Origin of the sequence: Burkholderia sp. RF2-non_BP3, assembly GCF_001522185.1 — a bacterium.
GTDB classification, from domain to species: domain Bacteria; phylum Pseudomonadota; class Gammaproteobacteria; order Burkholderiales; family Burkholderiaceae; genus Burkholderia; species Burkholderia diffusa.
In genome coordinates this window covers 1-26,397 of record NZ_LOSU01000034.1, presented here as the reverse complement: position 1 = coordinate 26,397, position 26,397 = coordinate 1, and the positions used below count along the sequence as shown (strand labels likewise).

The 26,397-nt window shown below is 67.0% G+C and carries 22 protein-coding genes and 2 riboswitches; of the genes, 6 read left to right on the top strand and 16 right to left on the bottom strand.

Going from position 1 to position 26,397, the window contains the following annotated elements; translation table 11 throughout:
- Window positions 1–20: 20 nt before the first annotated feature.
- From WS45_RS18770 to WS45_RS18750, 5 genes are all read right to left on the bottom strand, one after another.
- Window positions 21–1,562, bottom strand: a complete 1,542-nt coding sequence (locus WS45_RS18770) for a UxaA family hydrolase (protein WP_059701058.1) — start codon at window positions 1,560–1,562, stop codon at window positions 21–23.
- A gap of 71 nt (window positions 1,563–1,633) precedes the next feature.
- A complete protein-coding gene (locus WS45_RS18765; protein ID WP_059701057.1) occupies window positions 1,634–2,971 on the bottom strand; it encodes an MFS transporter in 1,338 nt (445 codons plus the stop codon).
- Window positions 2,972–3,011: 40 nt separating this feature from the next.
- Window positions 3,012–4,319, bottom strand: a complete 1,308-nt coding sequence (locus WS45_RS18760) for an enolase C-terminal domain-like protein (protein ID WP_059701056.1) — start codon at window positions 4,317–4,319, stop codon at window positions 3,012–3,014.
- 64 nt (window positions 4,320–4,383) lie between these two features.
- Complete coding sequence (locus WS45_RS18755; protein WP_059701104.1) at window positions 4,384–5,496, bottom strand: D-mannonate oxidoreductase; 1,113 nt, start codon at window positions 5,494–5,496, stop codon at window positions 4,384–4,386.
- A 17-nt stretch (window positions 5,497–5,513) separates the two neighbouring features.
- Entirely contained in the window at window positions 5,514–6,530 is a 1,017-nt protein-coding gene (locus WS45_RS18750; protein WP_059701055.1) for a zinc-binding alcohol dehydrogenase family protein, read from the bottom strand.
- Between the two features lie 377 nt (window positions 6,531–6,907).
- Here WS45_RS18750 and WS45_RS18745 point away from each other — a divergent pair, with 377 nt between their 5' ends.
- Entirely contained in the window at window positions 6,908–7,609 is a 702-nt protein-coding gene (locus WS45_RS18745; RefSeq protein WP_059701054.1) for a FadR/GntR family transcriptional regulator, read from the top strand.
- 158 nt (window positions 7,610–7,767) lie between these two features.
- Here the strand turns inward: WS45_RS18745 and WS45_RS18740 are convergent, their stop codons facing one another.
- The 8 genes from WS45_RS18740 to WS45_RS18705 all read right to left on the bottom strand — a co-directional run bounded on the left by WS45_RS18740 (window position 7,768) and on the right by WS45_RS18705 (window position 18,377).
- Complete coding sequence (locus WS45_RS18740) at window positions 7,768–8,286, bottom strand: AidA/PixA family protein (RefSeq protein WP_059701053.1); 519 nt, start codon at window positions 8,284–8,286, stop codon at window positions 7,768–7,770.
- A gap of 64 nt (window positions 8,287–8,350) precedes the next feature.
- On the bottom strand, window positions 8,351–8,854 hold the full coding sequence (locus WS45_RS18735; protein ID WP_059525772.1) for an inclusion body family protein: 504 nt from the start codon (window positions 8,852–8,854) through the stop codon (window positions 8,351–8,353).
- Window positions 8,855–9,459: 605 nt separating this feature from the next.
- A complete protein-coding gene (locus WS45_RS18730) occupies window positions 9,460–10,368 on the bottom strand; it encodes an ABC transporter ATP-binding protein (protein ID WP_059701052.1) in 909 nt (302 codons plus the stop codon).
- Between the two features lie 45 nt (window positions 10,369–10,413).
- Window positions 10,414–11,388, bottom strand: a complete 975-nt coding sequence (locus WS45_RS18725; protein ID WP_059692415.1) for an ABC transporter permease — start codon at window positions 11,386–11,388, stop codon at window positions 10,414–10,416.
- Between the two features lie 64 nt (window positions 11,389–11,452).
- Window positions 11,453–13,324: an allophanate hydrolase gene (gene atzF / locus WS45_RS18720; protein WP_059701051.1), complete on the bottom strand. Its 1,872-nt coding sequence runs from the start codon at window positions 13,322–13,324 to the stop codon at window positions 11,453–11,455.
- Window positions 13,321–16,911, bottom strand: coding sequence for an urea carboxylase (gene uca, locus WS45_RS18715; protein WP_059701050.1), 3,591 nt, complete (start codon window positions 16,909–16,911; stop codon window positions 13,321–13,323). Before uca ends, atzF begins: the two co-directional genes overlap by 4 nt.
- A gap of 37 nt (window positions 16,912–16,948) precedes the next feature.
- Entirely contained in the window at window positions 16,949–17,605 is a 657-nt protein-coding gene (locus WS45_RS18710) for an urea amidolyase associated protein UAAP2 (RefSeq protein ID WP_059701049.1), read from the bottom strand.
- Window positions 17,606–17,615: 10 nt separating this feature from the next.
- Complete coding sequence (locus tag WS45_RS18705; RefSeq protein ID WP_059701048.1) at window positions 17,616–18,377, bottom strand: urea amidolyase associated protein UAAP1; 762 nt, start codon at window positions 18,375–18,377, stop codon at window positions 17,616–17,618.
- A 57-nt stretch (window positions 18,378–18,434) separates the two neighbouring features.
- Window positions 18,435–18,568, bottom strand: a riboswitch (guanidine-I (ykkC/yxkD leader).
- Between the two features lie 441 nt (window positions 18,569–19,009).
- Window positions 19,010–19,131: riboswitch (guanidine-I (ykkC/yxkD leader) on the top strand.
- Between the two features lie 136 nt (window positions 19,132–19,267).
- On the opposite strand from WS45_RS18705, the gene WS45_RS18700 reads away from it, so the two are divergent.
- Entirely contained in the window at window positions 19,268–20,308 is a 1,041-nt protein-coding gene (locus tag WS45_RS18700) for an ABC transporter substrate-binding protein (protein ID WP_059701047.1), read from the top strand.
- 86 nt (window positions 20,309–20,394) lie between these two features.
- On the opposite strand, the gene WS45_RS18695 is transcribed toward WS45_RS18700, so the two are convergent.
- Complete coding sequence (locus WS45_RS18695; RefSeq protein WP_059692409.1) at window positions 20,395–21,432, bottom strand: LysR family transcriptional regulator; 1,038 nt, start codon at window positions 21,430–21,432, stop codon at window positions 20,395–20,397.
- Window positions 21,433–21,515: 83 nt separating this feature from the next.
- Window positions 21,516–22,259, bottom strand: a complete 744-nt coding sequence (locus WS45_RS18690) for an SDR family oxidoreductase (RefSeq protein WP_059692408.1) — start codon at window positions 22,257–22,259, stop codon at window positions 21,516–21,518.
- 193 nt (window positions 22,260–22,452) lie between these two features.
- Between WS45_RS18690 and pdxR the strand changes: the two genes are divergently transcribed.
- The 4 genes from pdxR (at window position 22,453) to WS45_RS18670 (ending at window position 25,709) form a co-directional block, all read left to right on the top strand.
- On the top strand, window positions 22,453–23,973 hold the full coding sequence (gene pdxR, locus WS45_RS18685; RefSeq protein ID WP_059692407.1) for a MocR-like pyridoxine biosynthesis transcription factor PdxR: 1,521 nt from the start codon (window positions 22,453–22,455) through the stop codon (window positions 23,971–23,973).
- A gap of 198 nt (window positions 23,974–24,171) precedes the next feature.
- A complete protein-coding gene (locus WS45_RS18680) occupies window positions 24,172–24,672 on the top strand; it encodes an Ohr family peroxiredoxin (RefSeq protein ID WP_059692406.1) in 501 nt (166 codons plus the stop codon).
- Window positions 24,673–24,820: 148 nt separating this feature from the next.
- Complete coding sequence (locus WS45_RS18675; protein ID WP_059692405.1) at window positions 24,821–25,300, top strand: carboxymuconolactone decarboxylase family protein; 480 nt, start codon at window positions 24,821–24,823, stop codon at window positions 25,298–25,300.
- Between the two features lie 4 nt (window positions 25,301–25,304).
- On the top strand, window positions 25,305–25,709 hold the full coding sequence (locus tag WS45_RS18670; RefSeq protein WP_059701046.1) for a cupin domain-containing protein: 405 nt from the start codon (window positions 25,305–25,307) through the stop codon (window positions 25,707–25,709).
- Window positions 25,710–25,841: 132 nt separating this feature from the next.
- Here the strand turns inward: WS45_RS18670 and WS45_RS18665 are convergent, their stop codons facing one another.
- Entirely contained in the window at window positions 25,842–26,288 is a 447-nt protein-coding gene (locus WS45_RS18665) for a DoxX family protein (RefSeq protein WP_059701045.1), read from the bottom strand.
- Window positions 26,289–26,397: the final 109 nt, after the last annotated feature.

Here is a 26,397-nt window from a genome sequence, read left to right as displayed (position 1 = left end):
TGCAGCGGGCAAACACGCGGCTAGGTGATCACGCCAACCTGCCAGGGCACGAATTCGTTCTGGCCGTAGCCGTGCGATTCGCTTTTCGAGCGATTGCCGGACGCGCAGTCGAGCATGTGCTGGAAGATCGTGGCGCCAAGCTGGTCGACACTCGACGTGCCGTCGATCACGCCGCCGCAATTGATGTCGATGTCGTCTTCCTGACGCATCCACAGCGCGGTATTCGTCGCAAGTTTCAACGACGGTGCCGGCGCACAGCCGTACGCCGAACCCCGCCCCGTCGTGAAGCAGATCAGGTTCGCGCCCGACGCGACCTGCCCCGTCGCCGACATCGGATCGTAGCCGGGCGAATCCATGAATACGAGGCCGCGCGCATCGATACGCTGCGCGTATTCGTATACGTCGACGAGATTCGTGGTCCCGGCTTTCGCGATCGCGCCGAGCGATTTCTCGAGGATCGTCGTGAGCCCGCCCGCCTTGTTGCCGGCCGACGGATTGTTGTCCAGCGCCGCGCCGTGACGTGCGCAATAGGCTTCCCACCACGCGATGCGCGCGAGCAGCTTTTCGCCGACGTCGCGGCTGACGGCACGCCGGGTGAGCAGATGCTCGGCGCCGTAGATTTCGGGCGTCTCGGAAAGGATCGCCGTGCCGCCCTGCCGCACCAGCCGGTCGACGGCCGCCCCCAGCGCGGGATTCGCCGAGATGCCCGAGTAGCCGTCCGAGCCGCCGCACTGCAGCCCCACCACGAGATGCGCCGCGGGCATCACGACCCGCACCGCGCGGTTCGCGTCCTCGAGCATGTCCGTAACCATCGCGATGCCGCGCTCGATCGTCCTGCGCGTGCCGCCGCTCTCCTGGATCGTGAAGTGGCGCAGGCGTGCGGCATCCGCATGCCCGCCTTCGCGCAGCACGTCGCCGATCTGGTTGGTCTCGCAACCGAGGCCGATGAACAGCACCGAGTGGAAATTCGGATGCGCGGCGTAGCCCGCCAGCGTGCGCCGAAGGATCGCGATTCCGTCTCCCCGCGAATCGATCCCGCAGCCGAGCCCGTGCGTGAGCGCGATCACGCCGTCGATGTTCGGATAGTCGGCCAGCGCATGCGGGTTTACCTCTCGCCGAAAATGATCGGCGATCGCACGTGCCACCGTGGCGGAGCAATTGACGCTCGTCAGTATGCCGATGTAATTGCGCGTCGCGATCCGTCCGTCGTCGCGGCGAATGCCCATGAAGGTCGCCGATGTGTCATCGAGACGCGTCGGACTCGCGGCGGCACCGAACGCGTGCTCGCGCGCGAACTCGGCCATGCCGAGGTTGTGCACGTGCACATGCTGACCGCGCGCGATCGTCTCGCGCGCGACGCCGATGATCTGGTTGTAGCGCCTGACCGGCTCGCCCTTCGCGATGTCGCGCGTGGCGATCTTGTGGCCTGGCGGAATCAGCCCGGACACGGCGAGCGCCTCGGACGCGATCAGGTCGCCGGACACGAGCTGGCGCGTCGCGATCACGACGTCGTCGTTCGGATGCAGCCGAATCGCGACCGGCCCGGTGACGGGAAAGGACATGACAGTGATCCTGGATTCAAGATGGGTGGTTCGGCGCCGGCAAGCCGCCTTGCGTCGCGCCGGCGAACGCTTCAGCGATGCGAGCCGGCCCGCGCGCCGCCCGGCGCGCTCTCCGCGCCCGCCTGGCCCATGCCGCGCAGCGAGCGCAGCAGCAGCACGCTGACGAAACACAACGCGGCCACCACCACGAAGCCGGTGCGCGAATCGTGCGACGCCGCATCGGCGAATGCCTTGATCTGCGGCGACACGAAGCCGCCGAGATTGCCGATCGACACGATGAACGCAATGCCGCTCGCGGCACCCGTCCCGCCGAGATAACGCGTCGGCAGGCACCAGAACACCGGCTGGCACGCGACCAGCCCCGGGATCGCGATGCAGAACGCGAGCAGCGCCAGCACCGGCGTGTTGATCACGGATATCGATGCGAACGCGAGAATCCCGACCGTCAGCATGCCGGTCGCGACCTGCAAATGGTTGTCATGGCGATCCGCGAAGCGCGTCGCGATGATCATCGCCGCAATCGTGCACAGCCACGGAATCATCAGCAGCAATCCGATCTTTCCATCGATCTGGGTGCCCATCGTCGCGGCGAATTTCGACGGCAGGTAGAACGCGAGCGGCGCATTACCGATCTGGATGCAGAAGTACGCGGCAATGAAGGTCAGCACGCGACGGTCCTTCAGCACGCCGAACACCGTCGCGGACAGGTGCCGCGATTTCGCGCGCTCTTCCGCATCGAGCGTGTTGCACAATGCGCGCTTCTCGTCGTCGGTCAGCCAGCGCGCGTCTTTCGGCCGGCTCGTCAGGTAGAAGAACGCGATCACGCCGACCACGGTCGCCATCAGCCCCTCGACCAGATACATCCATTGCCAGTTCCGCAGGCCGAACATGTCGTGCATCTGCAGCAGGAAGCCCGACAGCGGATTTCCGATCAGCATCGCGATGGGCACGCCGAAATAGAACAATCCGAGCGCGCGGGCGCGCCCCTTCGCGGGAAACCAGTAGGTCAGGTACAGGATGATGCCGGGAAAGAACCCGGCCTCCGCCGCGCCGAGCAGGAAGCGGATCGCATAGAACTGCGTCGGCGTATGCGCGAACATCATCGACGCCGAGACGAGCCCCCACGTCACCATGATCCGGCTCATCCACACGCGCGCACCGATGCGATTCATGATCAGGTTGCTCGGCACTTCGAACAATGCATAACCGACGAAGAAAATGCCGGCGCCGAATGCGAATGCCGCATCGCTCAGGCCCGTGTCGGCCTGATAGGCGAGCTTCGCGAAGCCGACGTTCGCGCGATCGATGAAGGCCAGCGCGTACATCAGCGTGAGGAACGGCAGGAGCCGGATGGCGGCCTTCCTGACCGCCGTGGCAAGGTGCTGCGATTGCTGCGGATCGTGATTCATCGTTGTCTCCGGTTTGGTTCTTGTCGTGATGCCTGTTCGATTACGCTCGCCATTCGGGCCCGTCCGGGTACGCGAATGCATCGAGCGACGCCGGCTTCATCGTGACGCCGTAACCCGGCGCTTCCTGTGGCATGTAGCGCCCGCAGCGAATCACGATCGGCGCCTCGAAATGCTCGTGAAGATGGTCGACGTATTCGAGCACGCGCCGCTCCAGCGAGCCCGACACCGCGATGTAGTCGAACATCACGATGTTCTGCGAGTACTGGCACAGGCCGACACCGCCGCCGTGCGGGCACACAGGCACGCCGAACTTCGCCGCCATCAGCACGACGGCGAGCACTTCGTTGAGCCCGCCGAGCCGCGCGGGATCGAGCTGGCAGAAATCGAGCGCGCCGGCCTGGAAGAACTGCTTGAACATCACGCGGTTGTGCGCATGCTCGCCGGTCGCGACACCGATCGGCCCGATCCGCTGCCGGATCGCCGCATGACCGAGAATGTCGTCCGGGCTGGTGGGCTCCTCGATCCACCACGGATCGAACCGCGCGAGCACCCGCATGTTCGCGACCGCCTCGTCGACGCCCCAGTTCTGGTTCGCGTCCATCATCAGCTTGCGCTCCCAGCCGAGTTCTTCGCGCAGGATGCGTGCACGCCGCACGTCCTGTTCGAGATCCGCGCCGACCTTCTGCTTCAGGTGAGTCCATCCGTCTGCCACCGCGGCGCGTGCGAGCGCGCGCATCTTCTCCTCGGAATAACCGAGCCAGCCGGCCGCGGTCGTGTATCCGGGAAAACCGTGCTCGCACATCTCCCGCTCGCGCTGCGCCTTGCCCGGTGCGGCCCGGCGCAGCATCGCGACGGCTTCGTCGCGCGTCAGCACGTCGTCGATGTACGTGAAGTCGATGCAGTTCACGAGTTGCTCGGGCGGCATGTCGACCAGGAATTTCCAGACCGGCTTGCGCGCCGTCTTCGCCCAGAGATCCCAGATCGCGTTGATCAGCGCCGCCGTCGCGAGATGCACCACGCCCTTCTCCGGGCCGACCCAGCGCAACTGGCAGTCGCCCGCGACCATTTCGTGCCAGTACGCGCCGAAATCCGCCGTGATCTCGTCGAGCGACCGCCCGATCACGAACAGCTTCGCGAGCGCGTGCGCCGCCTCGACGCACAGCTCGTTGCCACGGCCGATCGTAAACGTCAGCCCGTTCCCGCGAAGGCCGTCGCCGGCATCGGTGACGAGCGTCACGTAGGTCGCCGAATAGTCGGAGTTGCCGTTCATTGCATCCGAGCCGTCCATGCTCCTGGACGTCGGAAAGCGAATGTCACGTACCTGCACATCGATAATGCGTGTCGTCATCGTTGCGTGTCTCCATTCCATTTCATTCGATTTCACTTCGCCGGACGCCGGGCCGCACGCCCGCTTACCCGAGCGCCGCGATCAGGTACGGCTGCGCGACCGGCAACTTCAGCGCGCGCGCCAGGTCGACCACGGGGCGCAGGCGCCGTGCCTTCTTCACGTCGTGATTGCCCGCGATATCGGCCAGCCGGTGCGCGAGGAATGGGTTCAGGAAGCGGTCGCGCACCTCATTCAGGTAGGCCTGCGCCGCGTCGCGCTCGCCGAGCGCATCGAACACCGGCATCACCTCGTCGCTCCACACCGCCTCGAGCGGCGCGCGGTACGCGGGATCGTCCATCGCCGCGCCCACCGTCATGTCAGGCGCACCGCCGCGCGTGCGCCATTGCTCCGCGAGCACCGTGTGCCCGAGATTGAGCAGCAGCAGCTTCAGGCGCTCGTAACGTTCGAGATCGTCGGTCACGACGATGTCCGGGTGCTCGCACGGCAGCGTCATCCCCGCCGTGCGCCGCACCGCCCACAACGCATACGGTTCGGCGATCGCGCCGACCGGGTGAATCGGCTCCGACACGATCCGGTCGACGAGCGAGTTGACCCACACGCAGCCGTCGATCAGGTAATCGACGAAAGCCGCGTCCGCGCGCCAGGCCCGCGCGACGGCGATGACGAGATCGCGCAGCGTGTCGCCATTGCGCGCGACGAGTTCGCACGGCAGCAGCGTGACGGGTGCCCCGCCCGCGCGGAAGCGCTCGTGCAGCAGCACCGCGAGCTTCGCCGCGAAACCGCGCGGCGCGCGGTGGCCGGCCAGAAGCTCGGCCCCGTCGTCGTCGAACAGCGCATAGCCGCTGTCGCCCGTGTTGGACACGATGGCCCGGACCTCGCCTGCGACGCACTCGCGCAACCGCGCCCAGTCGTCCGCCGCATGCAGCGCTTCCGTGATCGCCGTGCACTCGACCTCGCGATCGATCGTCTCGCCGTGCCGCCGGCCGCGAATCCGCACCGGGTAGCGCCCGCTCGCGCGCAACGCATCGATGCGCGCACGGCTTTCCGCGCTCGACGTCGTCTGCACCACGGTGATCGCGCCGAGCGCGCGGCCGGCGGCCAGCGCTTCCGACACGAACAGGTCGACGTGCGCCTGGAGAAAGCGGCTGGTGCCGAACTGCAGGATCGGATTGCCCATCGGTTCGCGCTCCGCGTTCAGCATTCGACGAGCGCCTTGATCACGCCCGCGTCCGGTTCGAGGAGTTCCGCGAACCGGTCGGGCAGGTCCGCGAGCGTCAGCGCGTGCGTCTTCAACGCGTCGGTCGGCACCTGCCCCGCACGCATCGCGTCGAGCACCGTTTCGAAATCGGCCGGCGTCGCGTTGCGGCTCGCGAGCAGTGTCGTCTCGCGCTTGTGGAATTCCGGATCGGAGAACGAAATGCGGCCCTTCACGAGCGAGATCAGCGCGTACTTGCCGCCGTGCGCGACGAAGTCCAGGCCGCGCTCCATCGCCGCGAGATTGCCGGTGGCGTCGAACACGACATCGAAGAATTCGCCGTCGGTCAGCGCCGCGAGGCGCTCGACGTCGGCCCCGCTCGTGTCGAGCGGCACGGTGGCGTGCGCGCCCAGCGCCGTCGCGCAAACCGCCAGCCGGTCCGCGCGGCCGTCGAGCACGCAGACCCGCGCGCCGCGCAGCGTGGCGAAGATCAGCGCGGCCATGCCGATCGGGCCCGCGCCGACGACCAGCACGCGTTGCCCGGACCGGACCTCGGCACGCGCGACCGCGTGCGCGCCGATCGCGAGGAATTCGATCATCGCGGCCTGGTCGAGCGTGACGCCGTCGGCCGCGAACACGAAGGCCTGCGGCACGGCGAGGTATTCGACCATGCCGCCGTCGGCGTGCACGCCCAGCACCTCGATCCGGGTGCAGCAATTGGTCTTGCCCGCGCGGCACGCGACGCACGTCCCGCACGACAGATACGGCATCACGTAGACCTGGTCGCCGGCCTTGACGCGCGCGCCCGCCGGTGCGGTCTCGACGACGCCGGCCAGCTCGTGCCCCATCACCCTCGGATAGGCGAGGTACGGCTGGTTGCCGGTGAAGATATGCATGTCGGTGCCGCATACACCGACCCGCTTCACGCGGATCAGGACATCGTCGGGGCCTGCGGCCGGCACCGGGCGCTCGGCAACGACCAGACGACCGGGTTCTTCACAAATGACGGTTCTCATCGGTATCTCGGTAATGGATGAAACAGGACGGTGCGGCGCGTGCCCCACCGAATTGGCCTGACCAGACACAGGCTATTGGTCTGACCTCAATTGGTCAAGCCAATTGACAGGATATTCAGGAAAATCCCTAAAAGGCTCGGTGGCAAGTGCATGTCGCATGGTTCGGATATTTCCATCTTTCACTACTGCCGTTGGACGTTAAGCGAAATCGACTGGCACGCCGAGCGGCCGGAGGTTTGGTAAGGCCAATTTGCCCATCCGGCTCGTTGCGACGTCGAACGAGGCCCTTGACACCCCGTCAATTGGTCAGGCCATTCAAAGTGCAGTAGACTGATTGCTTCGGATCGGACAACCGCGCGACGCGGCAAGGGGGAGCATTGCTGGACCAGTTCAAACAGGTGGATACGCGCCGCCTGTATCAGCGCATCGCCGACCAGATTCGTTCGCTCATCGAAGACGGGCGGTTCGCCGACGGAGAACGCCTGCCGCCCGAGCGGGATCTGGCTCAGCAGTTGGGCGTATCACGCCCGTCGGTTCGCGAGGCGCTCATTGCGCTGGAGATCGAGGGCATCGTCGAAGTCCGGATGGGCTCCGGCGTGTTCGTGTGCCCTCCCGCGAAGGCGTCGAATGCCGCGGCGACACCGCTGGGCGAAAATCCGATCGAACTGATGAGCGCCCGCGCCGCGCTCGAAGGCAGCGTCGTCGAACTCGCATGCGCACACGCGACGCCCGAACGGCTGGCGCCCGTGCGCCGCGCGGTCGAGGCGATGCGGTCCGCCATCGCGGAAGGCCGTTCCCCGCTCGCGCACGATCGCGAATTCCACGTCGCGATTGCAGCGATGACCGGCAATTCGGTGCTGGTCAGGCTGGTGGGCGAGCTGTTCGACGGACGCCACAGTCCGATCTCCTCGCGCGTCAGCGCGCGCACCGAAAGCAGGCAGACGTGGGCAAAGGCGTTCGACGAACACGAGTCCATTCTTCACGCGCTGGAAAACGGCGAGGTGCTGATGGCCCAGGCGGCCATGCGCACGCATCTTTACGCATCGCAACGACGCTGGCTGGAACAGGAGCGAAACTGATTCGGGTGGGCCGTCCATGAAACGCATGCGGCCCGCGCGCCAAACGGTTCGGTGTCCTGTTTGAACGCGGCATTCACGCGGAAAATCGCCGGGACGTCGGTATCGGGCGCCAGGTTGACGTTACCGTCGTGGCCCCGCGACGGCCTTAAATCGGACTGCTACGAATCCGCCCCGCCGTCGTCGATCTCGATCGACGTCTCCCAGCGGAAATAACCGGACACGGCACCATCGCGATCCAGCACGGCGAAATCGGCCGTGCACGTGGTGGCGCCCGCGGCCAGCACGTCGCTGCGCCAGTAGTGATCCGGCATCGGCCGGCACTGCGGATGGAGCAGGTCGTCGTCGGACGGCACCGGCGTCGCGGCGTCGCGCACCTCCGGTTCGATCCGCGCGACGATGCCCGCGTCCTTCAACGCGAACCGGATGAACAGCACGCTCGCTTCGGCACGCAGCGCCAGCGCCGTTTCGCGCAGGCGGAGCTGGTCGCCCGGCGACAGGCCGGCAAAGAGCCGGCTGTCGTTGCGGCCGAGCGTCCCGGTGTCGCCGGGGCTCACCACGTAGATGTGCCGGCCGTCGATCACCGTCGGCGTATCGGCGTTCCGGCTCGCATCGGGATAGGTCGACAGCAGCGTGACGGCATCGACGATCGCAAGCACATCGCAACGAAGACCAGACATGGCACGTCCTCCGGAACGGGATTATGACGCGGGCGACCGCCACGCGGCCGCCCGCCTGCCGAGATCAGTTGTGGATCGAGATGAACGGATCCCACTGATAGCAACCCAGCGACTGGCAGTTGCGGTCGATGATCTGGAAGTAGAAGTGATAGGTGACGCGGCCTTCCGACAGCGTTTCCGACGACCAGTAGTAGTTGTCCACCTTCTGGCAGGTCGGCGTCGACGGCGAGCTCGGATTCGGAATCGGGACCGATGCGGTGGCCTTGCGCGGCGTCGGCGTCGAAATCAGGTCCTTGCCCTGGTTCGCGATGAAGCCGTAGAACACCACCTGCTTCTCGAAGCCCAGGGACAGGCTCGTTTCGCGCCAACGGATCAGGTCGCCGACCTGGGCTCTCAGGTCGAGTTCGCCGCCCGCCTGCCCGGAGACGACGTTGTCCTGGTTCGTGACCATGTACACGTGCTTCCAGTCGATCAGCGTCGGGTTTTTCGGATCCCGGCTGGGATTCGGATATTTTTGGAGAATCGTTTCGGTATCGATCGAGACGAGCACATCGGTAACGCGTGACATAGGAACTCCCGTTCAGGTAAATGGGGCGGCCGGTGCGCGGACTGTTTCAGACGACCTTCAATCACCGATCGAGTGACGATTCGTCATGAAACCTTGAAACCTCAAGTTGTCCCGCGATTTAAATTTACACCGTGCAGTTAATCCAATGAACCTGTAAACGCTGACAGTTCTCGATTATTTTTTATAAAATTCCCGGCTCATCAAAACAATACAAATGATTGATCCTGTATTTCGCATCACTCTCATCAAGGATAAATCAACGCACCAGGAGCACGCCCCTCAAGGATGCGCGGGAACGTGAAATGTTCGACCGTTTTATTAGCATTTTTTATTAACGCCACCGCCTCCGACACGAATCCATGGTCTCGATGCGTGATTATGTGAATTAACCCTTATACCTCACACCAAATCGAAACAAAAAGACTCACGCAACCAGCCCAGAACCCCGACATTATTTAAACGCACTTTTAACGGCATTATTTCACCCCACACGCCACCCGGCTCGATTAATGGAAAATCCGAACCGAGACCGCTGACCCGACAAGTTCGCACTCGATCTCGATCCGTACGTCATCACGGGCACATATGCATGCCCGGCTCTCCCGCTACTCGACATTGTCCGAAACGTCCGTCATCCGGATCATGTGCGGCTTCACACCTTCGTCGTCAGCCGCCTCCTCCTTCGGATGGATCAGCGCTTCGAGCCGCGCCTTCGTCGCGACGAATTCGGGCGTATTGACCTGCGAATAATCCCGCGGCCGCGCCACCGGCACCTCGATCAGTTCCTGCACGCCGCCCGGGTTCGCCTTCAGCACGAGAATCCGGTCCGCGAGGAAGATCGCTTCCTCGAGATCGTGCGTGATGAACAGGATCGTCACGTCGATATTGCGCCAGATGTCGAGCAGGTGTGTCTGCATCCGCGCACGCGTCTGCGCGTCGAGCGCGCCGAACGGCTCGTCCATCAGCAGGATGCGCGGGCGGTTCGCGAGCGCGCGGGCGATCGCCACGCGCTGCTTCATGCCGCCCGACAGCTGATGCGGATACACGTCGGCGAAACGCGTCAGCCCGACCAGATCGAGCCATTGCAGCGCCTCGCGCTCGGCTTCGCTGCCGCTGCTGCCGTTCATTCGGAGGCCGAACATCACGTTCTTCTTCACGGTGAGCCACGGAAACAGCGTATAGCCCTGGAACACCATCCCGCGATCGGCGCCCGGCCCCTGCACGGGCTTGCCGTCCAGCAGCACCTCGCCGCTCGTCTGCGTGTCGAGCCCCGCCAGGATGCGAATCAGCGTCGACTTGCCGCAGCCGGACGGGCCGATCACGCACACGAACTCGCGCCGGTGGGTACGGAAACTGATGTCATCGAGCGCCACGCACTCGCCCTGCGGCGTCGCGAAACGCTTGCCGACATGCCGCACGTCGAGAATCACGTCGCGGGCCTTGAGCCGCGCGAAGCGCTCACGCACCGCGTCGGATTGAATCAGGTAATCGGGAACGGCTTGCGGATTCTGCATGATGCCCTCTACGGAAATCGGTCGATGGATGCGCGTCAACGGGCGTCACGCCTTCAGCGTGCGATCCCACGGAAACAGCTTGCGGCCGAGCAGTCCGAGCGCAATGTCGGTGCCGAGGCCGATGATCCCGATCATCAGGATTGCCGCATAGACGTTGTCGAAGTGCTGGTAGCGCGCCTGCTGGCTGATGTACCAGGTGATGCCCGAGCTCGTGCCGACGAGTTCGGCGACGATCAGGTAGGTCCACGCCCAGCCGAGCAGGATCCGCTGGTCGCGATACAGGTCCGGCAGCACGCCCGGAATCACGACGTGCGTGAGCAGCTGAAGCTTCTTCGTGCCGAGCGTCATCGCCGCTTCGAACAGCCCGTATTCGAGCTTGCGCGTCGTGTTCGCGATGATCAGCACCTGCTGGAACAGCGTGCCGATCACGATGATCGCGACCTTCGGCGCGTCGTAGATGCCGAGGATCGCGACCATCAGCGCGCCGAACGCCGGCGCCGGCAGGTAGCGGAAGAACTCCAGGAATGGCTCCTGCAGCCGCGCGAGCGCGCTGAAGGTGCCGCAGACGATGCCGAGCGGCACGCCGATCGCGGACGAGATCACGAAGCCCCAGAAGATGATCCGGATGCTGTGCCACAGGCTTTCGTGCAGCCACACGCCGTCGCGCGAGGCGGGCGGCGTCGTGAACGCCGTGTAGAACGCGCGCAGCACCTGGTGCGGCGCAGGCAGGTACACCGGGTTCGCGCGCACGCCCTCGGGCACGGCCGCGTGCGTCGCACGCGCATGCGCGAGCTCGTCGTCGAACACGTCGCGGTCGATCTGCATGCCGGTCTGGAAATAGTCGACGCTTCCCGGATTCGTGATGCGCATTTGCGGATGCCAGACGAACGGCACATAGCTGATCAGGCACCAGACGGCGAACGGCAGCAGGAAGGACGCGAGGCCGAGCGTCCATTTGCCGCGCGCCGTCAGCTCGCGGCGCACGGCAAGCCAGCCGGTCGTGTTGCGGGTCGTTGACATGGGAATCTCCGTATCGTTTCAGGTGCCGGCCGCGCGAATGCAGGAGCAACGCGCGACCGGACGTTCATTGCAATGCGTCGCTGGCGGCCTGGGCGCGGTAAGCGCGCCAGCCGCCGAAGCGCGTGATGTCCTGCGCATCGTCGAGGGCCGCGCTTTCACACAGGAAGCCCTGCACCTGCGAGCCGTCCGCGAGCGTCAGCGTGCCGATGCCGAGCGGCGCCGCAATCCCGGCGACGAAGCTGCCGTATGCGTCGACGGGCATCTCCCAGATCTCGACCGCGATCGGCGCGCCGCCGTCCGGCACGCGCACGAGGCCCGGCTTGGCGACGCCGCCGCAAGCCGCCGCGGACAGCGCGTAGAGGCGATAGGCGGCGGCCGTCGTCGTCGCGGCGACGAACCGCGCGCCCCGCTGCGTGAGCTGCCCGTTCAACGGCTCGCCGCGCAGATGCGCGCCGACGACGGCCACGCGCACGACAGCGGACGACACATCGGGCGCGGAGGCCGCCAGTGCGGGCGACCCGCCATCATCGGCAGCGACCGCGCCGTCGGTCCACGCCTGGGCGAGATCGAGCAGCCGCGCATCGTCGTGCGCACGACCGACGAACGTGATCCCGAACGGCAACCCCGCGTGACGTCCGCTGTCGCACGTGCCGGCCGGCACGGCGATCGCCGACAGGTCGAGCAGGTTGACGAAATTCGTGTAGTAGCCGAAGCGCGAGTTGACGCCGATCGGATCGGCTTCGAGCGCGTCGACGGTCGCGGTCGTCGCCGAGGTCGGCATCACGACCGCGTCGAGCCCGCTCCACGCGCGCGCCGCCTCGACGCGCAGCGTCGCGAGCCGGTCGAATGCCGCGAACGCGTCGGCCGCGCTGAAGCGCGACGCGCCGCCGACGATTTCGCGAATCACCGGATGCAGCGCATCGGGTTCCCGCGCGGCGAATGCGCCGATCGCGGCCAGCCGCTCGGCAACCCACGGGCCTTCGTACAGCAACCGCGCGGCCGCCAGGAACGGGCCGAAATCGATCTCGACGACTGCCGCGCCGGTCGCGCGCAGGCGTTCGAGCGCCGCGCCCCATGCGGCACGGTACGATTCGTCGCCGAAGAATTCGAGCTGATCGGCACGCGGCGCGCCGAAGCGCACCTGCGCGAGCGGCCGCGCCGGATGCGGGCGCGGTCCGCCCGCGCCCGCCGGCGGCTGCCATGCGCGCCCGTAAGGATCGCCTTCGATCACGCCATGCGCGGCGTCGAACACCGCCCGCGCATCGGCCGGCGAATGCGCGAACACCGACACGCAATCGAGCGACCGGCAGGCCGGCACGACGCCGAGCGTACTCACCACGCCGCGCGTCGGCTTGAGCCCGACGAGGCCGTGGAACGCGGCCGGCACGCGCCCGGAACCGGCCGTGTCGGTGCCGAGCGAGAACGTCGCGACGCCGAGCGCGACCGCCACCGCCGACCCGGAACTCGATCCGCCCGACGCATAGCGCGGATCGAGCGCGTTGCGGCACGCGCCGTAAGGCGAGCGCTGCCCCGACAGCCCGGTCGCGAACTGGTCGAGATTGGTCTTGCCGATCGGAATCGCACCGGCCGCGATCAGCCGCTCGACCACGGGCGCGCTGCGCGCCGGCGTGTATGCATAAGCCGGGCAGGCCGCCGTCGTCGGTATGCCGGCGAGGTCGATGTTGTCCTTGATCGCGAACGGCACGCCGTAAAGCGGCAACGACGCGATGTCGCGCCCGGCGAGCGCGTCGGCATACCGCGTCATCTCCGCGTGCGTCAGCGGACGGATCCACGCATGATGCGGATCGCCTGCGTCGAAATGCGCGGCGATCGCGTCGACGAGCGCATGCGGCGTCAGGTCGCCCGCCGCGTAGCGCGCGCGCAGCGCGGCAATCGAGCGCAGCCCGGGCAGGATGGAACGTTCCGTCGTGCTCATGCGACCTCCTCGGCGGCGCCCGCCTTCATCACCATCAGCCGCTGGCCGGCCACCACCGCCGCGCCCGGCGCGCAATCGATCGTCTCGATCGTGCCGTCTTCCGTTGCCGTCACCGCCACCTCCATCTTCATCGACTCGACGATCGCAACGACCTGCCCTTCGGTCACGCGCTCGCCGGCCTCGACCAGCACCTTCCACACGCTGCCCGACACGTCCGCGGCGATCGCCCGCTGCGTGTCGTCGAGCACGCCCGCCGCCCGCGCCGCCTGCGCGTCACCCTGCTCCGCGTCGCCGACGTATTCCGCGTGCCCGGCCGCCCGCCATCGCTCACGCTCGGCTTCGAACGCGGTTTGCTGCGCGGCCTTGAACGTCGCGATCGAATCCGCCTCGTCGCGCAGGAAGCGGTTGTATGCGCCCAGATCGAACACGGATTCCTCGATCCTCAGCGACGCGCGGCCCGCGATGAAGTCCGCACGTAACGCGGTCAACTCCGCCTCGCTGACTTCGTAAAAGCGGATCTCGTCGAAGAAGCGCAGCAGCCAGGGCTTGCCGGCCTCGAATTCGCGCGTGGTGCGGTGGCGGTTCCACATCTGCACGGTCCGGCCGACGAACTGGTAGCCGCCCGGCCCTTCCATCCCGTACACGCACAGATACGCGCCGCCGATGCCGACCGCGTTCTCCGGCGTCCAGGTGCGCGCGGGGTTGTATTTCGTGGTCACCAGCCGATGCCGAGGATCGATCGGCGTCGCGACCGGCGCACCGAGGTAGACGTCGCCGAGCCCCATCACCAGATAGCGCGCGTCGAACACGATGCGCCGGACGTCGTCGATGCTCGCCAGGCCGTTGATGCGCCGGATGAACTCGATATTGCTCGGGCACCACGGCGCATCGGGCCGCACCGACTGCATGTAGCGCTCGATCGCGACGCGCGTCGACGGGTCGTCCCACGACAGCGGCAGATGCACGATGCGGTTCGGTACGCGCATGTCGGCCACGTCCGGCAGTTCGCGCTCGGCGGCCTGCAGATGCGCGAGCAGCGTGGCGAGCGGCAGCGTCCGCGCGTCGAACTGCACCTGCAGCGAGCGAATTCCCGGCGTCAGGTCGAGCATGCCGGGCAGGCGGTGCGCGTCGAGCCAGCACATCAGCGCGTGCACGCGAAAACGCAGGTTGAGGTCGAGCACGAGCGGCCCGTATTCGACCAGCACGTTGCGATCGCCCGAGCGCCGGTACACCACGCCGATGCCGCCGCCGGCCGACGGGTCGCGATGCAGCACGCAATCGTCCGGCGCGCCTGCGGGTGCCACAGGCGCGATCGCGGCGACCGCGGGCGCGGGCGACACGCGGGCGCGAACGAACTGCACGGTGTCGCCCGGGCGCAACTGCCCAAGCTTCCACAACTCGTCGCGCACGACCGTCACCGGGCACACGAAGCCGCCGAGGCTCGGCCCGTCCGGGCCAAGAATCACCGGCATGTCGCCGGTGAAATCGACCGCACCGATCGCATACGCGTTGTCGTGGATGTTCGACGGATGCAGGCCGGCCTCGCCGCCGTCCACGCGCGCCCATTGCGGCTTCGGGCCGATCAGCCGCACGCCGGTGCGGCTGGAGTTGTAATGGACCGTCCACTGCGTGCCGTAGAGCATCGCGATGTCGTCGGGCGTGAAGAAATCCGGCGCGCCGTGCGGCCCGTCGAGCACGCCGAGCGTCCACGCATGCGTCAGCGCGGGAACGTCGGCCGTGGCCAGCGTCGCGCCCGCGTCGCCGCGCCCCGCATCCGCGTGCAGATGCAGCACGTCGCCCTTGCGCAGCGCGCGCCCCGCGTGGCCGCCGAACTGGCCGAGCGTGAAGGTCGCCTTGCTGCCGAGATAGTCGGGCACCTGCAGCCCGCCCTTCACCGCGAGGCAGGCGCGCACGCCCGCGCCGGTCACGCCGCCGAGCTTCAGCACCGCGCCGGGCCGCGCGTGCAGCACCTGCCAGAACGGCGCGGGCTCGCCGTCGAGCGTGGCCGCGAGCGGCGCGCCGCCGAGCACGAACAGCGTCGCCGTGTTGAAGCGCAGCGTCGCGCCGACCATCGTGAATTCGAGCCCCGCCGCGTCGCGCGCGTTGCCGAGCAGCGCGTTCGCGAGATCGAACGCGCGATCGTCCATCGGCCCGGACGGCGGCACGCCGACGCTCCAGTAGCCGACGCGCCCGGGCGCCTGCTGCACGGTGGTCTGCACGCCGCCGTCGAGCACGTCGATCGTGTGCGGCGCGAACGCGAAGCGCGACAGGAATGCCGTCGTCGGCGCGCCGCGCGCGAACGTGTCCGAGCCGACGACGGCGCGCAGGTAGTCGAGGTTGGTCTCGATTCCGTACAGCTCGGTACGCGCGAGCGCGGCCTGCAATGCGGCCAGCGCGTCGCGCCGCGTATCGCCGCGCACAATCAGCTTCGCGAGCAGCGGATCGTAATGCGCGCTGATCTCGGTGCCCGCTTCGATCCAGCCGTCGACGCGCACGTCGTCCGGAAACGCGACGTGCGTGAGCAGCCCCGCGCTCGGCTGGAACTGCTTGTGCGGATCCTCCGCATACAGCCGCACCTGGATGCTCGCGCCGCGCGGCGCGACGGCCAGCGTGTCGAGCGGCGGCAGATCGCCTTCGGCCTGCAGGATCATCCACTCCACGAGATCGACGCCCGTCACCGCTTCGGTCACGCAATGTTCGACCTGCAGCCGCGTATTCACCTCGAGGAAATAGAACTGCCGCGCGTTCGCGTCGAACACGAATTCGACGGTGCCGGCCGACGCGTAGCCGACCGCGCGGGCGAGCCGCACCGCGCTCGCGTGCAGCGCGTCGCGCTCGGCGCCGGTCAGGTCGGGCGCGGGCGTTTCCTCGATCACTTTCTGGTTGCGGCGCTGCACGGAGCAATCGCGTTCGCCGAGCGCGATCGCGCCGCCCCGGCCGTCGCCGAAGATCTGCACTTCGATGTGCCGCGCGTGTTCGACGAACTTCTCGAGATAGACGCCCGCATGCGCGAAGTTCGCGTTGCCGAGCCGCACGACGGATTCGAAGGCCGCCTCGAGCTGCGCGGCATCGCGGCAGAGCGACATGCCGATCCCGCCGCCGCCGGCGGTGCTTTTCAGCATCACGGGATACCCGATCGCGTCGGCTTCGGCGAGCGCCGTCGCCACGTCGTCGAGCAGCCCCGTGCCCGGCAGCAGCGCAACGCCGTGCGCGGCGGCGAGCGCGCGCGCGGTGTGTTTGAGGCCGAACGCGCGCATGTGATCGCCGCGCGGCCCGATGAAGCGCAGGCCCGCCGCCTCGCATGCATCGGCGAAGCCGGCATGCTCGGACAGGAAGCCGTAGCCGGGATGCACGGCCTGCGCGCCGGTCGCGCGCGCGGCGGCGAGGATCGCCGCGACGTTCAGGTAGCTGTCGGCCGCCGGCGCGGGCCCGACACGCACCGCCTCATCGGCGAGCGCCACGTGACGCGCGTCTCGATCGGCGTCCGAATAAATCGCGACCGACGCGATGCCGAGCCGCTTGAGCGTGCGGATCACGCGGCACGCGATTTCGCCGCGGTTCGCGACGAGGACCTTGGCGAATCTCATGTTGCCTCCCGCGAACGATCGTGAGCGTGGGCGTAGTTCATTCAGCCTCCCAGATCGTGAGGCGCACGGGCGTCGGGTTGTAGCCGTTGCACGGGTTGTTGAGTTGCGGGCAGTTCGAGATCAGCACGGTGACGTCCATCTCCGCGCGCATCTCGACGTACTTGCCGGGCGCGGAGATGCCGTCCTCGAACGTGAGCCCGCCAAGCGGCGTGACGGGCACGTTCATGAAGAAGTTGACGTTGCCGACGAGGTCGCGCTTGCCGAGCCGCGCGCCCGCGCCGCACGTGCAGTGCGCGATCGCGTTGAGGAAGCTGTCGCGGCAGTTGTGCATGTAACGCTTGTCGAGCGCATAGCGCACGGTGTTGCTCTCGGCCGCGCACGCGCCGCCGAGCGTGTCGTGGCGGCCGCAGGTGTCGGCGACGATCGTCACCATCGGGTTGCCCCGGCTGGACAGCAGCACGCTGCCCGCGCTCAGGTACAGGTTGCGCTGCGCGCGAATCGTGTCCTGCGCGCTGTAGCGCTCCTCGATGTCGTCGGACCGGTAGAACAACGTGTCGACCGCCTGGTTGCCTTCCAGGTCGAGGATGCGGAAGACCTGTCCGCGTTTCAGGTCGTGCAGCCACGGTTCGCCCGCTTTCAGCGTGGTGTCGTGAATCGCGTCGCGCGGGTCGAGACGGCTTTCGATGATCGGCATGACGGGCTCCTTACGCGAACAGGCGGTCGGTGTTGGCGAAGCCGCGCAGGTTCTCCGCGCAGGCGCGGCGGCACGGGTCGTCCTCGGGCGCGGCGCCGTCCGCCGGATACGCGCGGTACGCGATCAGCTTCACGGGCTTCGGCGCATAGTCCGCACGCGGATCGAGCGGATGCGGCGCGGTCGAGAACGCCGCGAGCGTGTTCATCTCGAAGCGCAGGTCGAGCGCGCTGCCGGCCGGCGAATGGCCGGCGACGAAATCGAGCGTGCCGTCGTCGCGCGTGTCGAGCCGGCTGAAGAAGTTGACGTTCGCGGCGAGATCGCGCGCCGACAGGCCGTATTTCGCGAGCTCGAGCACGAGGCTGTCGCGGCCGTTGCGGATCATCGCGTTGCGATCGGCCTGGTACGAGGTCGTGCCGTACTTGTGCGCGAACAACCGCGCATCGCCGACGCCGCCGAGCGGGTCGTGCCAGCCAAGCGTGTCGGCCGTGATCGACGCGATCACGCGCCCCATGTCCGTATACAGCGCATGGCCGCGCGTGAGGTGCGCGGTGTGCTGCGCCTTCAGCGTGTCGGCCATGTTGTAGCGTTCGAGCGGATCTTCCTGGCGATGAAAGACGGCGGACAGGTTCGCGCCGCCGTCGACATCGACGATGCGCAGCGCGAGGCCGCGGCGCAGGATGCCGGACCAGTGGGTTCCTGCGGGGATCAGCGTTTCCCACGCGACGTGCGGCGGTGGAACAAGGACGGGGACGGCTTGGGGGCTCGGCGACATGGCGGCTCCGTGGTCGGTTGGACAAAAGGCGTGAGAGGGCGACCGAACGACATCGCGACCTCCCGGGCTTTTATCCCTCCGTGGAGCCTCGCCGTTTCCTCGAATCGAGGCGAAGGCAAGACCGGATTGCTCTCGGACCAGTCATCGCGCGGCGCGAACGCCGCACGACCGGAACCCTAGCGATCCTGAAGATGATGCAAATTGCTTCGCACCTCTCGGGCATCGATAAAGCGAGTTGCGTGCCAGCCGCCGTGCAATGACCGCACAGACCGCACGACATGGCGCGACGGCTCGATGACGCACGGCATGCACGAATCGGCGGCGACCGCTTGCCCTCGCGGCGGGCGTGCGACGCACCATGCGCACGCGATCGCGCACCGGCGCAGTGCGCGTCGCGCACGCGTGCGCCGCGCGATCCGCGATGGCATGGGCATTGCTGAATGGATGCATCGTCACTCGATACCCCACTCGTCATGAACAAGCTCGACCTGCTCCGGCGCGCATTGAGCGCGCTGTTCTCCGCCCGCTTCATCGAACTTCAGCGCACCGTCCGCCGCCGTTGAATCGCGTTGCCGCGCGTGATTGGCACGCTTCTCGCTCGGCATGACGCCGAGAGGTGCGGCGGCGTCGCATCTTAGGGGTGCTAGGGTTCCGGTTCATCGAACGTCTGGTCCGAGAGCAACCCGGCGCGGGTGCGTCCGATCGCGAGACCGGATACACGCGTGCTACACGGCGGGACAAAAGCCCGGGAGATTGGCGATGGCAACGGCCGTCGCGCCTCTCCGTGGCCGCTTCTCGTTCCGCATCCGCAGGAACCGGCCACGCGGCCGGACCGCGCACAGGCGCGGTCCGAATCGACGATCCCGATCCCGGTCTCCTGGAGAACTACGATGACCCGTCCCGCCCTGGCGTTCCGCCGCCTGCCGTCCCGCCGTTCCTTTCGTTCCTTCCGTTCCATCCGTCACGCGTTGAGCGCCGCCGTCACGGCCGCCGCGCTGCTGGCGGCGCCCGCCGTGCACGCGGCGGCGCCGCTGAAAATCGGCTACAGCGACTGGCCGGGCTGGGTCGCGTTCCAGGTCGCGCTCGACAAGGGCTGGTTCAAGGAAGCCGGCGTCGACGTCGACTTCGAATGGTTCGATTATTCGGCATCGCTCGACGCGTTTTCCGCCGGCAAGCTCGACGCGGTCGCGGCGACCAACGGCGATGCGCTCGTCACCGGCGCGGCCGGCGCGAAGAACGTCATGATCCTGCTGACCGACTATTCAGCCGGCAACGACATGATCGTCGCGAAGCCGCCGCTGCGCACCGTCGAAGGCCTGAAAGGCAAGAAGGTCGGCGTCGAGCTCGGCCTGGTCGATCACCTGCTGCTGGAAACCGCGCTGCAGAAGCACGGGCTCAAGGACGGCGACGTCACGCTCGTGAATGCGAAGACGAACGAACTGCCGCAGGTGCTCGGTTCGTCGAACGACATCGCTGCGGTGGCCGCATGGCAGCCGAACGCGGGCGAGGCGTTGAAACGCGCGCCCGGCGCACGGGCGATCTTCACGTCGGCGGATGCGCCGGGGCTGATCTACGACGCGATCACGGTCGCGCCGGCGAGCCTCGCCGCGCGTCGGGCCGACTGGGCGAAGGTGGTCAAGGTCTGGTATCGCTGCGTCGCGTACATCAACGATCCGAAGACGCAGGCCGATGCGGTGAAGATCATGTCGGCGCGCGTGGGCCTCACGCCCGCGCAATATCTCCCGCTGCTGAAAGGCACCCACCTGCTCGACGCGGCGGCCGCGAAGCAAGCGTTCCGCAAGGGCGACGGACTCGACTCGATCTACGGATCGACCCGCAACGCGAATGCGTTCAACGTGCGAAATGCCGTGTACAAACAGTCGCAGGACGTCGACGCGTATATCGATCCGCGCCTGGCCGAATCGCACTGACACGGGCAGTAGCCGGCAGCACCTCTCGCACCGCGAGGATCCCCGGCCCCGGCCGCGGGCCTCCGGTGTCTTCGTTCCCGGATTCGTCAAGCAGCCAAATCCGCCGACGCCAACACCGGCACCTCCGGATTGAACCGCGTCATGCAGTTCAGATCGAGCGCGCGAATCTGCTCGGTCATGAAGTCGACGAAGACCCGGATGCGCGTCGGAAGGTGTTGCCGGCTCAGATAGCAGATGTAGTGGCCGCGATCCTCCGGCGCATGCTTCGCGAGTGCGACGACGAGTTGGTTCGACGCGAGATGGTCGCGGATCTGATAGGCCGCCATCTGTGCGATGCCCGATCCGTTCAACACTGAACGCACCACCAGATCCGCGTCGTTGAACGTGAGGCGCGACGTCGGCAGGTACTTCTGCACGCGGCCGTCCACGTTGAACTCCCATTCGAACAGGCGTCCGCTCGCAAACCGGAAATTGATGCACTCGTGCCGGCCGAGGTCCTCGACGCTCTGCGGAAGACCGTGCCTCGCCACATACGACGGCGCCGCGCACAGCGCCATCTGCATCGGAATCAATTGCCGGGCGATGATGCTGGAGTCCTCGATGCGTCCGTTTCGGAACGACACGTCGATCCGTTCGGACACCAGATCGACGGGCCGATCGTCGAGCAGCAGATCGATGACGATGTCCGGATAGGCGTGCGCGAACTTTTCCAGCAGCGGCGCCACGATTTTCCTGCCGAATCCCACTGCCGAGCTGATGCGGATGAGGCCGCGCGGCGGCCCCTGCCGCAATTCCAGCATGTCGTTCATGGCTTCGACGATCTGCGCCACGCCCTGATGGCAGTTCTCGAAGAAGCGCCGGCCCTCGCAGGTCAGCTCGGTCGTGCGCGTGGTCCGCTGGAACAGCCGCGTGCTCAGCTGCGCCTCCAGCTTCTGGACGTTCCGGCTCACGGCCGGCCGCCCGACGCCGAGCAGTTCCGCGGCCTTGGTGAAACTCCCCTCGTTCGCCACGGCAACGAATGCAAGGATGCCTGCGTAGCTCGCACCGAAGCTCGCCGACAATGCATCGGCGCGACTGGCCAGGTCGCGCCGCGCGCCGTGTTCCGATGGTTCCGAATGATTCATTTCCGCTGCCCCCAGACGTGCTGCTCAAACGGATCGACTCGTCGCCGGCATGCGCCGGCGTATCGCATGCGTGCGAACGTGAATCAGCGTCTCGCCAGCCACTGGTCGAGACCGATGCGGCCGAGCCGCGCGGCCCCGAGCGGCACCAGCGAGGTTTCCTCGACGCGGCCGCCGTAGTAGCGGGCGTCGCGATCCGTCACCACCGCGCGCGTGTCGCCGACCGACTTCAGGTAGCGCGCGACGATCTCCGCGAACGGCGCGCGATCCGGGCCCGCGATCTCGATCGTGCCGTTCTGCGGCCCGGCGAGCGCGGCCTGCGCGACGAGTGCCGACACGTCTTCCGCTGCGATCGGCTGAAACAGTCCGTCGCCGATGCGCACGGTGCCGTCTACCGTGGCGAAATCCGCGATGCCGCCGATGAATTCCATGAATTGCGTCGCGCGCACGATCGTGTACGGCACGCCCGCCGCCTCGATCGCCTGCTCCTGCGCCACCTTGGCCGCGAAATAGCCGTTATCCGGCATCCGGTCGCAGCCGACGATCGACAGCGCGACGTGATGGCGCACGCCCGCGGCCACTTCGGCCTTGCCGAGATTGCGTGCCGACGTGCGGAAGAAGTCCAGGACCGCCTGCGGTTCCCATGATGGTGCGTTCGCCACGTCCACGACGACGTCCGCGTCCGTCAATGCGTCGGTCAGGCCCTCGCCCGTGACGGTATTGACGCCGGTGCGCGGCGACGCGGCGAGCGCCTGATGACCTGCTTGCTCGAGCAGCGTGACGACACGCGAGCCGATCAGGCCCGAACCGCCGATGACAACGATCTTCATCGCAAAATCTCCTGACGAATGGATTTCATGTGAATGCGAGAGGGACATGACGCGTGCCGGATCCTGCAAAGGCGGTGATGACCGTCGCCTCGCGTGGAGCAATTGTGGAAGAATCATGTCCTATCCAGCAGTGCCAAGAATCGTCGATCGGACTGGTCCATGCCGTGCCTGTTCCGTCACCCACGAGGCCGTCATGTCTACGCAACCCTCCACGCTGACCATCGAAATCGACCGGCAGCATCAGTTGCCGATCTATCTGCAGATCTGCGAGCGGTTCAGAACCGCGATCGCCGCGGGCCACTTGCGTCCGGGCGATCGCGTGCCGGCGCTGCGCGGTCTGGCGACGCAATTGAACACGGCGCGCGGCACCGTCGAACAGGCCTACACGATCCTGGTCGACGAGGGATATCTGCAAATGCGCGGCGCGGCAGGCACGTTCGTCTCGCCGTCTCTGCCGAAATCGCTGCCGCGGGCGACGCCCGCGCGTGACGACGACTCGGCAGCGCACGTGAACAACGCCGGCGTGCTTCAGGCGCCGGGCACGTCGCGCGACAACCCGCTTCCACGGCGCGCGCAACCGATCGCCGTCGCGCTGAGCGGCGAGCCGCGCCCGTTGCAGCCCGGGGTCCCTGCCCTCGACGCCTTTCCGCGCAAGGTCTGGCACCGCCTCGTGTCGCTGCGCGCGCGCAGCGGCGATCGCGCGCTGCTGGGCTACCCGAATCCGGCCGGTTACCGGCCGCTGCGCGAACACATCGCCACCTATCTGGGGCTGTCACGCGGCGTCACCTGCGTGCCCGAACAGGTGTTCATCACCAGCGGCTACCGCGCCACGCTGGAACTCGTGCTGCGCAGCCTGGCGCGCCCGAACGACCGCGTCTGGTTCGAGGACCCCGGCTATCTGCTCGCACGCAGTTTCCTGTCCGAGACGGGCGTGCAACTCGTCCCGGTGCCGGTGGATGCCGAGGGAATCGACGTCGAACGCGGCCTGCAGCTGGACGCGCACGCGCGCTTCGCGGTCGTGACGCCGTCGCATCAGAGCCCGCTCGGGCATACGCTGACGCTGTCCCGCCGCATCGCTCTGCTGGACTGGGCCGAAAAGACGTCCGGGTGGATCATCGAGGACGACTACGACAGCGAGTTCCGCTATCTCGGCCGGCCGCTGCAGGCGCTGAAGAGTCTCGACCGGCGCGATCACGTGATCTATTGCAGTACCTTCAGCAAGGCGATGTATCCCGGCTTGCGGCTCGCATACGCGGTCGTGCCGGAGCGTGCGGTGGAGCGCGTCGAGCGCGTGGCCTGCAGCATGAACGCCGGCTCGCCGCCCCTCCTGCAGGCGGCCTTGGCCGATTTCATCGAACAGGGCCACTTCGCCCGGCACCTGAAGCGCATGCGCACGCTGTACGGCGAGCGCCGCACGCTGATCGTGCACGCATTACGGCAGACGTTCGGCGAGCGGCTGATCGTCGACCTGCCGCCTGGCGGCATCCAGTTCGCGGTGCAGTTCGCGGCGGGGCCCGACGGGCCGGTCGACGACGTCGCCGTCGCCGCGCGCGCCCGCGAAGCCGGGCTCGCGGTCCTGCCGCTGTCGATCTGGTACACGAACAGCCACACGCAGCAAACGCCGCGCGGCCTCATCATCGGGTTCGCGAACATCGCCGACGCGGACGAAGCGCAACGTCACGCCCAAACGCTGCGCGCGTGCCTGGGTCGCTGACGCGCGGTGCGGAATCGCAACCGTCCGGCGTCGTGTCCCGGTCCCGATTGGTGTCCGGAGGGCAACATTGAATCGCCCGGGACGGCCATACCGCCGTCATTAGCGCTCCTCTAGCATGAAAGCGTCTTTCGTCGTGGCAACACACTTCGACACATGAACGGCCGGGAATCGAAGCCGCGCCGAATTCAAGCATGCATCATGGACGACAAGAAGCTGCAGGCCCCTCCGCTTTCCCTCCTCGATCGGTATCGAGGCCGCGATTTTCAGCCTCTCTATACGACGATCGTCACCGTGTCCGGCGGCGAGACGGGACATGGCCGCGCATCCGGCGTCGCGCGTTCCGACGACGGAAGTCTCACCGTCGACCTGCGCCTGCCCGATGCGTTCGGCGGCCCCGGCAACGGGACCAATCCCGAGCAACTGTTCGCGGCCAGCTACGCCGCGTGCTTTCACGGCGCGCTGAGCCTGCTCGCGCAACGCGATCGGATCGACATCCGGGAAACGACCGTCGCTGTCGAAGTGGCGTTCGGTCGCGATCCGGTCGACGGCGGCTATGCACTGACGGCCAACATCACCATCCGCATGCCGGGCGTGGACCGGCAGGTCGCGGAGCAACTCGTTCGCGACACGGAGCGCCTGTGCCCCTATTCGAAGATGGTGCGGCAGGGAATCTGCAGTGTCGTCACCCTGTCGGCGTGATTGGTGCCGAAGCGGCAACAGAGTGCGCACGTTCCCGGTTCTACCGGCCTGTGGGACCCGCAATTACGATGGTTGTCAGGCAGGTCGTGCGATGCATCGTCATGCGCACGGCCACTCGTGCCGCCTCAACCAATCAGGAGAACGGATCATGACCCAACGTATCAATTATTTTCAGCAATCGCCGGAACTGACCAGGAAACTCGTCGAACTCGACGGGCTGCTTCAGAAGACGACGATCGAGGTTCCGGTCCGCGAGCTCGTCGAGATTCGCGCGTCGCAGCTCAACGGCTGCGCGTTCTGCGTCGACATGCACATCAAGATGGCGAAGATCCACGGCGAGCGCGAACTGCGCGTGCATCACGTCGCGATCTGGCGCGAGTCGCCGCTGTTTTCGCCGCGCGAGCGCGCCGCGCTCGAATGGACCGAGGCGCTGACGCATCTCTCGTCGCATGGCGTGCCGGACGATCTCTACGAACGCGTGCGCGCCCATTATTCCGAGAAGGAACTGTCGGATCTCACCGTCCTCGTGGGTGCGATCAACTGCTGGAACCGGCTGAACGTCGCGTTCCGCATCGTGCCCGGCTCGTTCGACAAGATGTTCGGGCTCGACAAGGCCAACCTGGAGTGACGACATGAAACGCATCGTGCTCGCACTTGCACCGCTTGCGTTGTCGCTGCTGATGCCCGTTCAGGCGGTCGTCGCCGCACCGCAAGCCAAGGTCACGCAACTGACGACGGAACCGTTGCCCGAGTATCCGGGCAAGGAAGTCGAGATGATCGTCGTGGATTATCCGCCCGGCAGCGTCGACCCCGTCCATCGCCACGACGCACACGCATTCGTCTATGTGCTCGACGGCAGCATCGTGATGGGCCTGAACGGCGGCAGGACGGTCACGCTCCACGCCGGCGACACGTTCCACGAAGGCCCGGAAGACGTGCACACGGTCGGACGAAACGCCAGCAACTCGAAGCCGGCAAAATTCGTCGTATTCCTGATCAAGAACACGGGTGCTCCTGTCCTCACGCCGGTGAAATAGCAGGGCCGTCGTCGCCCCGGTCACCGGGGCGAGCGACGACGAAACCGTGCGCGATCTTCAGTGAAAGTCATGGCGCCGCGAACGGGCGCCATGATCGAACGACCTTCCTGATGCGTCATGCCGCGCCGGCGTTCAGGCGCGACCGTCCCCTTCCGCACGCCGTGCGTCGCCGAGCATCGTGACGAGGACCAGCGCGGCAATCAGGCCCAGGTGCTCGAAGAAGCTGTTGAGCGCCATGAAATGCGCCGCGCCCGTGTGGTTCCAGAAATCGTTCGCCACGACCATCGCGACGAGCGTCAGCATGCCGAGGCTGCCGGCGCCGAGCCACGTGAAGCGGCGAAACACCACGCAGAGCGAGCCGCCGATCTCGACCACCACCGCCAGCGCAGCCCACAGCGCGGCCGGCTGCAGGCCGAAATGCGCCTGCTCGGCCACCGCTTCGTCGAAATGCATCGCCTTGTTGATCCCGCCGATCAGAAACGCGGAGACGAGTGCAAGTCGTACCAGTGGACCGACCCACGGCTGCGCAAGCAGAACCCGGATCCACCCGGGGCTGTACCGACCGGTTGTCGTCGACATGTCAGACCGCCCAGCACGAACAGCCGAACGCGCCCCAGAAGCCCTTCGCGTCCGACGTCGGCAATGCGCTGCCCCACGCGCTCGCATGCGCATGCTGGTGCACGTTGCA

Coding starts and splice junctions, on each gene's coding strand:
- WS45_RS18770 (WP_059701058.1), bottom strand. CDS start 1,562: ATGTCCTTTCCCGTCACCGGGCCGGTCGCGATTCGGCTGCATCCGAAC.
- WS45_RS18765 (WP_059701057.1), bottom strand. CDS start 2,971: ATGAATCACGATCCGCAGCAATCGCAGCACCTTGCCACGGCGGTCAGG.
- WS45_RS18760 (WP_059701056.1), bottom strand. CDS start 4,319: ATGACGACACGCATTATCGATGTGCAGGTACGTGACATTCGCTTTCCG.
- WS45_RS18755 (WP_059701104.1), bottom strand. CDS start 5,496: ATGGGCAATCCGATCCTGCAGTTCGGCACCAGCCGCTTTCTCCAGGCG.
- WS45_RS18750 (WP_059701055.1), bottom strand. CDS start 6,530: ATGAGAACCGTCATTTGTGAAGAACCCGGTCGTCTGGTCGTTGCCGAG.
- WS45_RS18740 (WP_059701053.1), bottom strand. CDS start 8,286: ATGTCTGGTCTTCGTTGCGATGTGCTTGCGATCGTCGATGCCGTCACG.
- WS45_RS18735 (WP_059525772.1), bottom strand. CDS start 8,854: ATGTCACGCGTTACCGATGTGCTCGTCTCGATCGATACCGAAACGATT.
- WS45_RS18730 (WP_059701052.1), bottom strand. CDS start 10,368: ATGCAGAATCCGCAAGCCGTTCCCGATTACCTGATTCAATCCGACGCG.
- WS45_RS18725 (WP_059692415.1), bottom strand. CDS start 11,388: ATGTCAACGACCCGCAACACGACCGGCTGGCTTGCCGTGCGCCGCGAG.
- atzF (WP_059701051.1), bottom strand. CDS start 13,324: ATGAGCACGACGGAACGTTCCATCCTGCCCGGGCTGCGCTCGATTGCC.
- uca (WP_059701050.1), bottom strand. CDS start 16,911: ATGAGATTCGCCAAGGTCCTCGTCGCGAACCGCGGCGAAATCGCGTGC.
- WS45_RS18710 (WP_059701049.1), bottom strand. CDS start 17,605: ATGCCGATCATCGAAAGCCGTCTCGACCCGCGCGACGCGATTCACGAC.
- WS45_RS18705 (WP_059701048.1), bottom strand. CDS start 18,377: ATGTCGCCGAGCCCCCAAGCCGTCCCCGTCCTTGTTCCACCGCCGCAC.
- WS45_RS18700 (WP_059701047.1), top strand. CDS start 19,268: ATGACCCGTCCCGCCCTGGCGTTCCGCCGCCTGCCGTCCCGCCGTTCC.
- WS45_RS18695 (WP_059692409.1), bottom strand. CDS start 21,432: ATGAATCATTCGGAACCATCGGAACACGGCGCGCGGCGCGACCTGGCC.
- WS45_RS18690 (WP_059692408.1), bottom strand. CDS start 22,259: ATGAAGATCGTTGTCATCGGCGGTTCGGGCCTGATCGGCTCGCGTGTC.
- pdxR (WP_059692407.1), top strand. CDS start 22,453: ATGTCTACGCAACCCTCCACGCTGACCATCGAAATCGACCGGCAGCAT.
- WS45_RS18680 (WP_059692406.1), top strand. CDS start 24,172: ATGGACGACAAGAAGCTGCAGGCCCCTCCGCTTTCCCTCCTCGATCGG.
- WS45_RS18675 (WP_059692405.1), top strand. CDS start 24,821: ATGACCCAACGTATCAATTATTTTCAGCAATCGCCGGAACTGACCAGG.
- WS45_RS18670 (WP_059701046.1), top strand. CDS start 25,305: ATGAAACGCATCGTGCTCGCACTTGCACCGCTTGCGTTGTCGCTGCTG.
- WS45_RS18665 (WP_059701045.1), bottom strand. CDS start 26,288: ATGTCGACGACAACCGGTCGGTACAGCCCCGGGTGGATCCGGGTTCTG.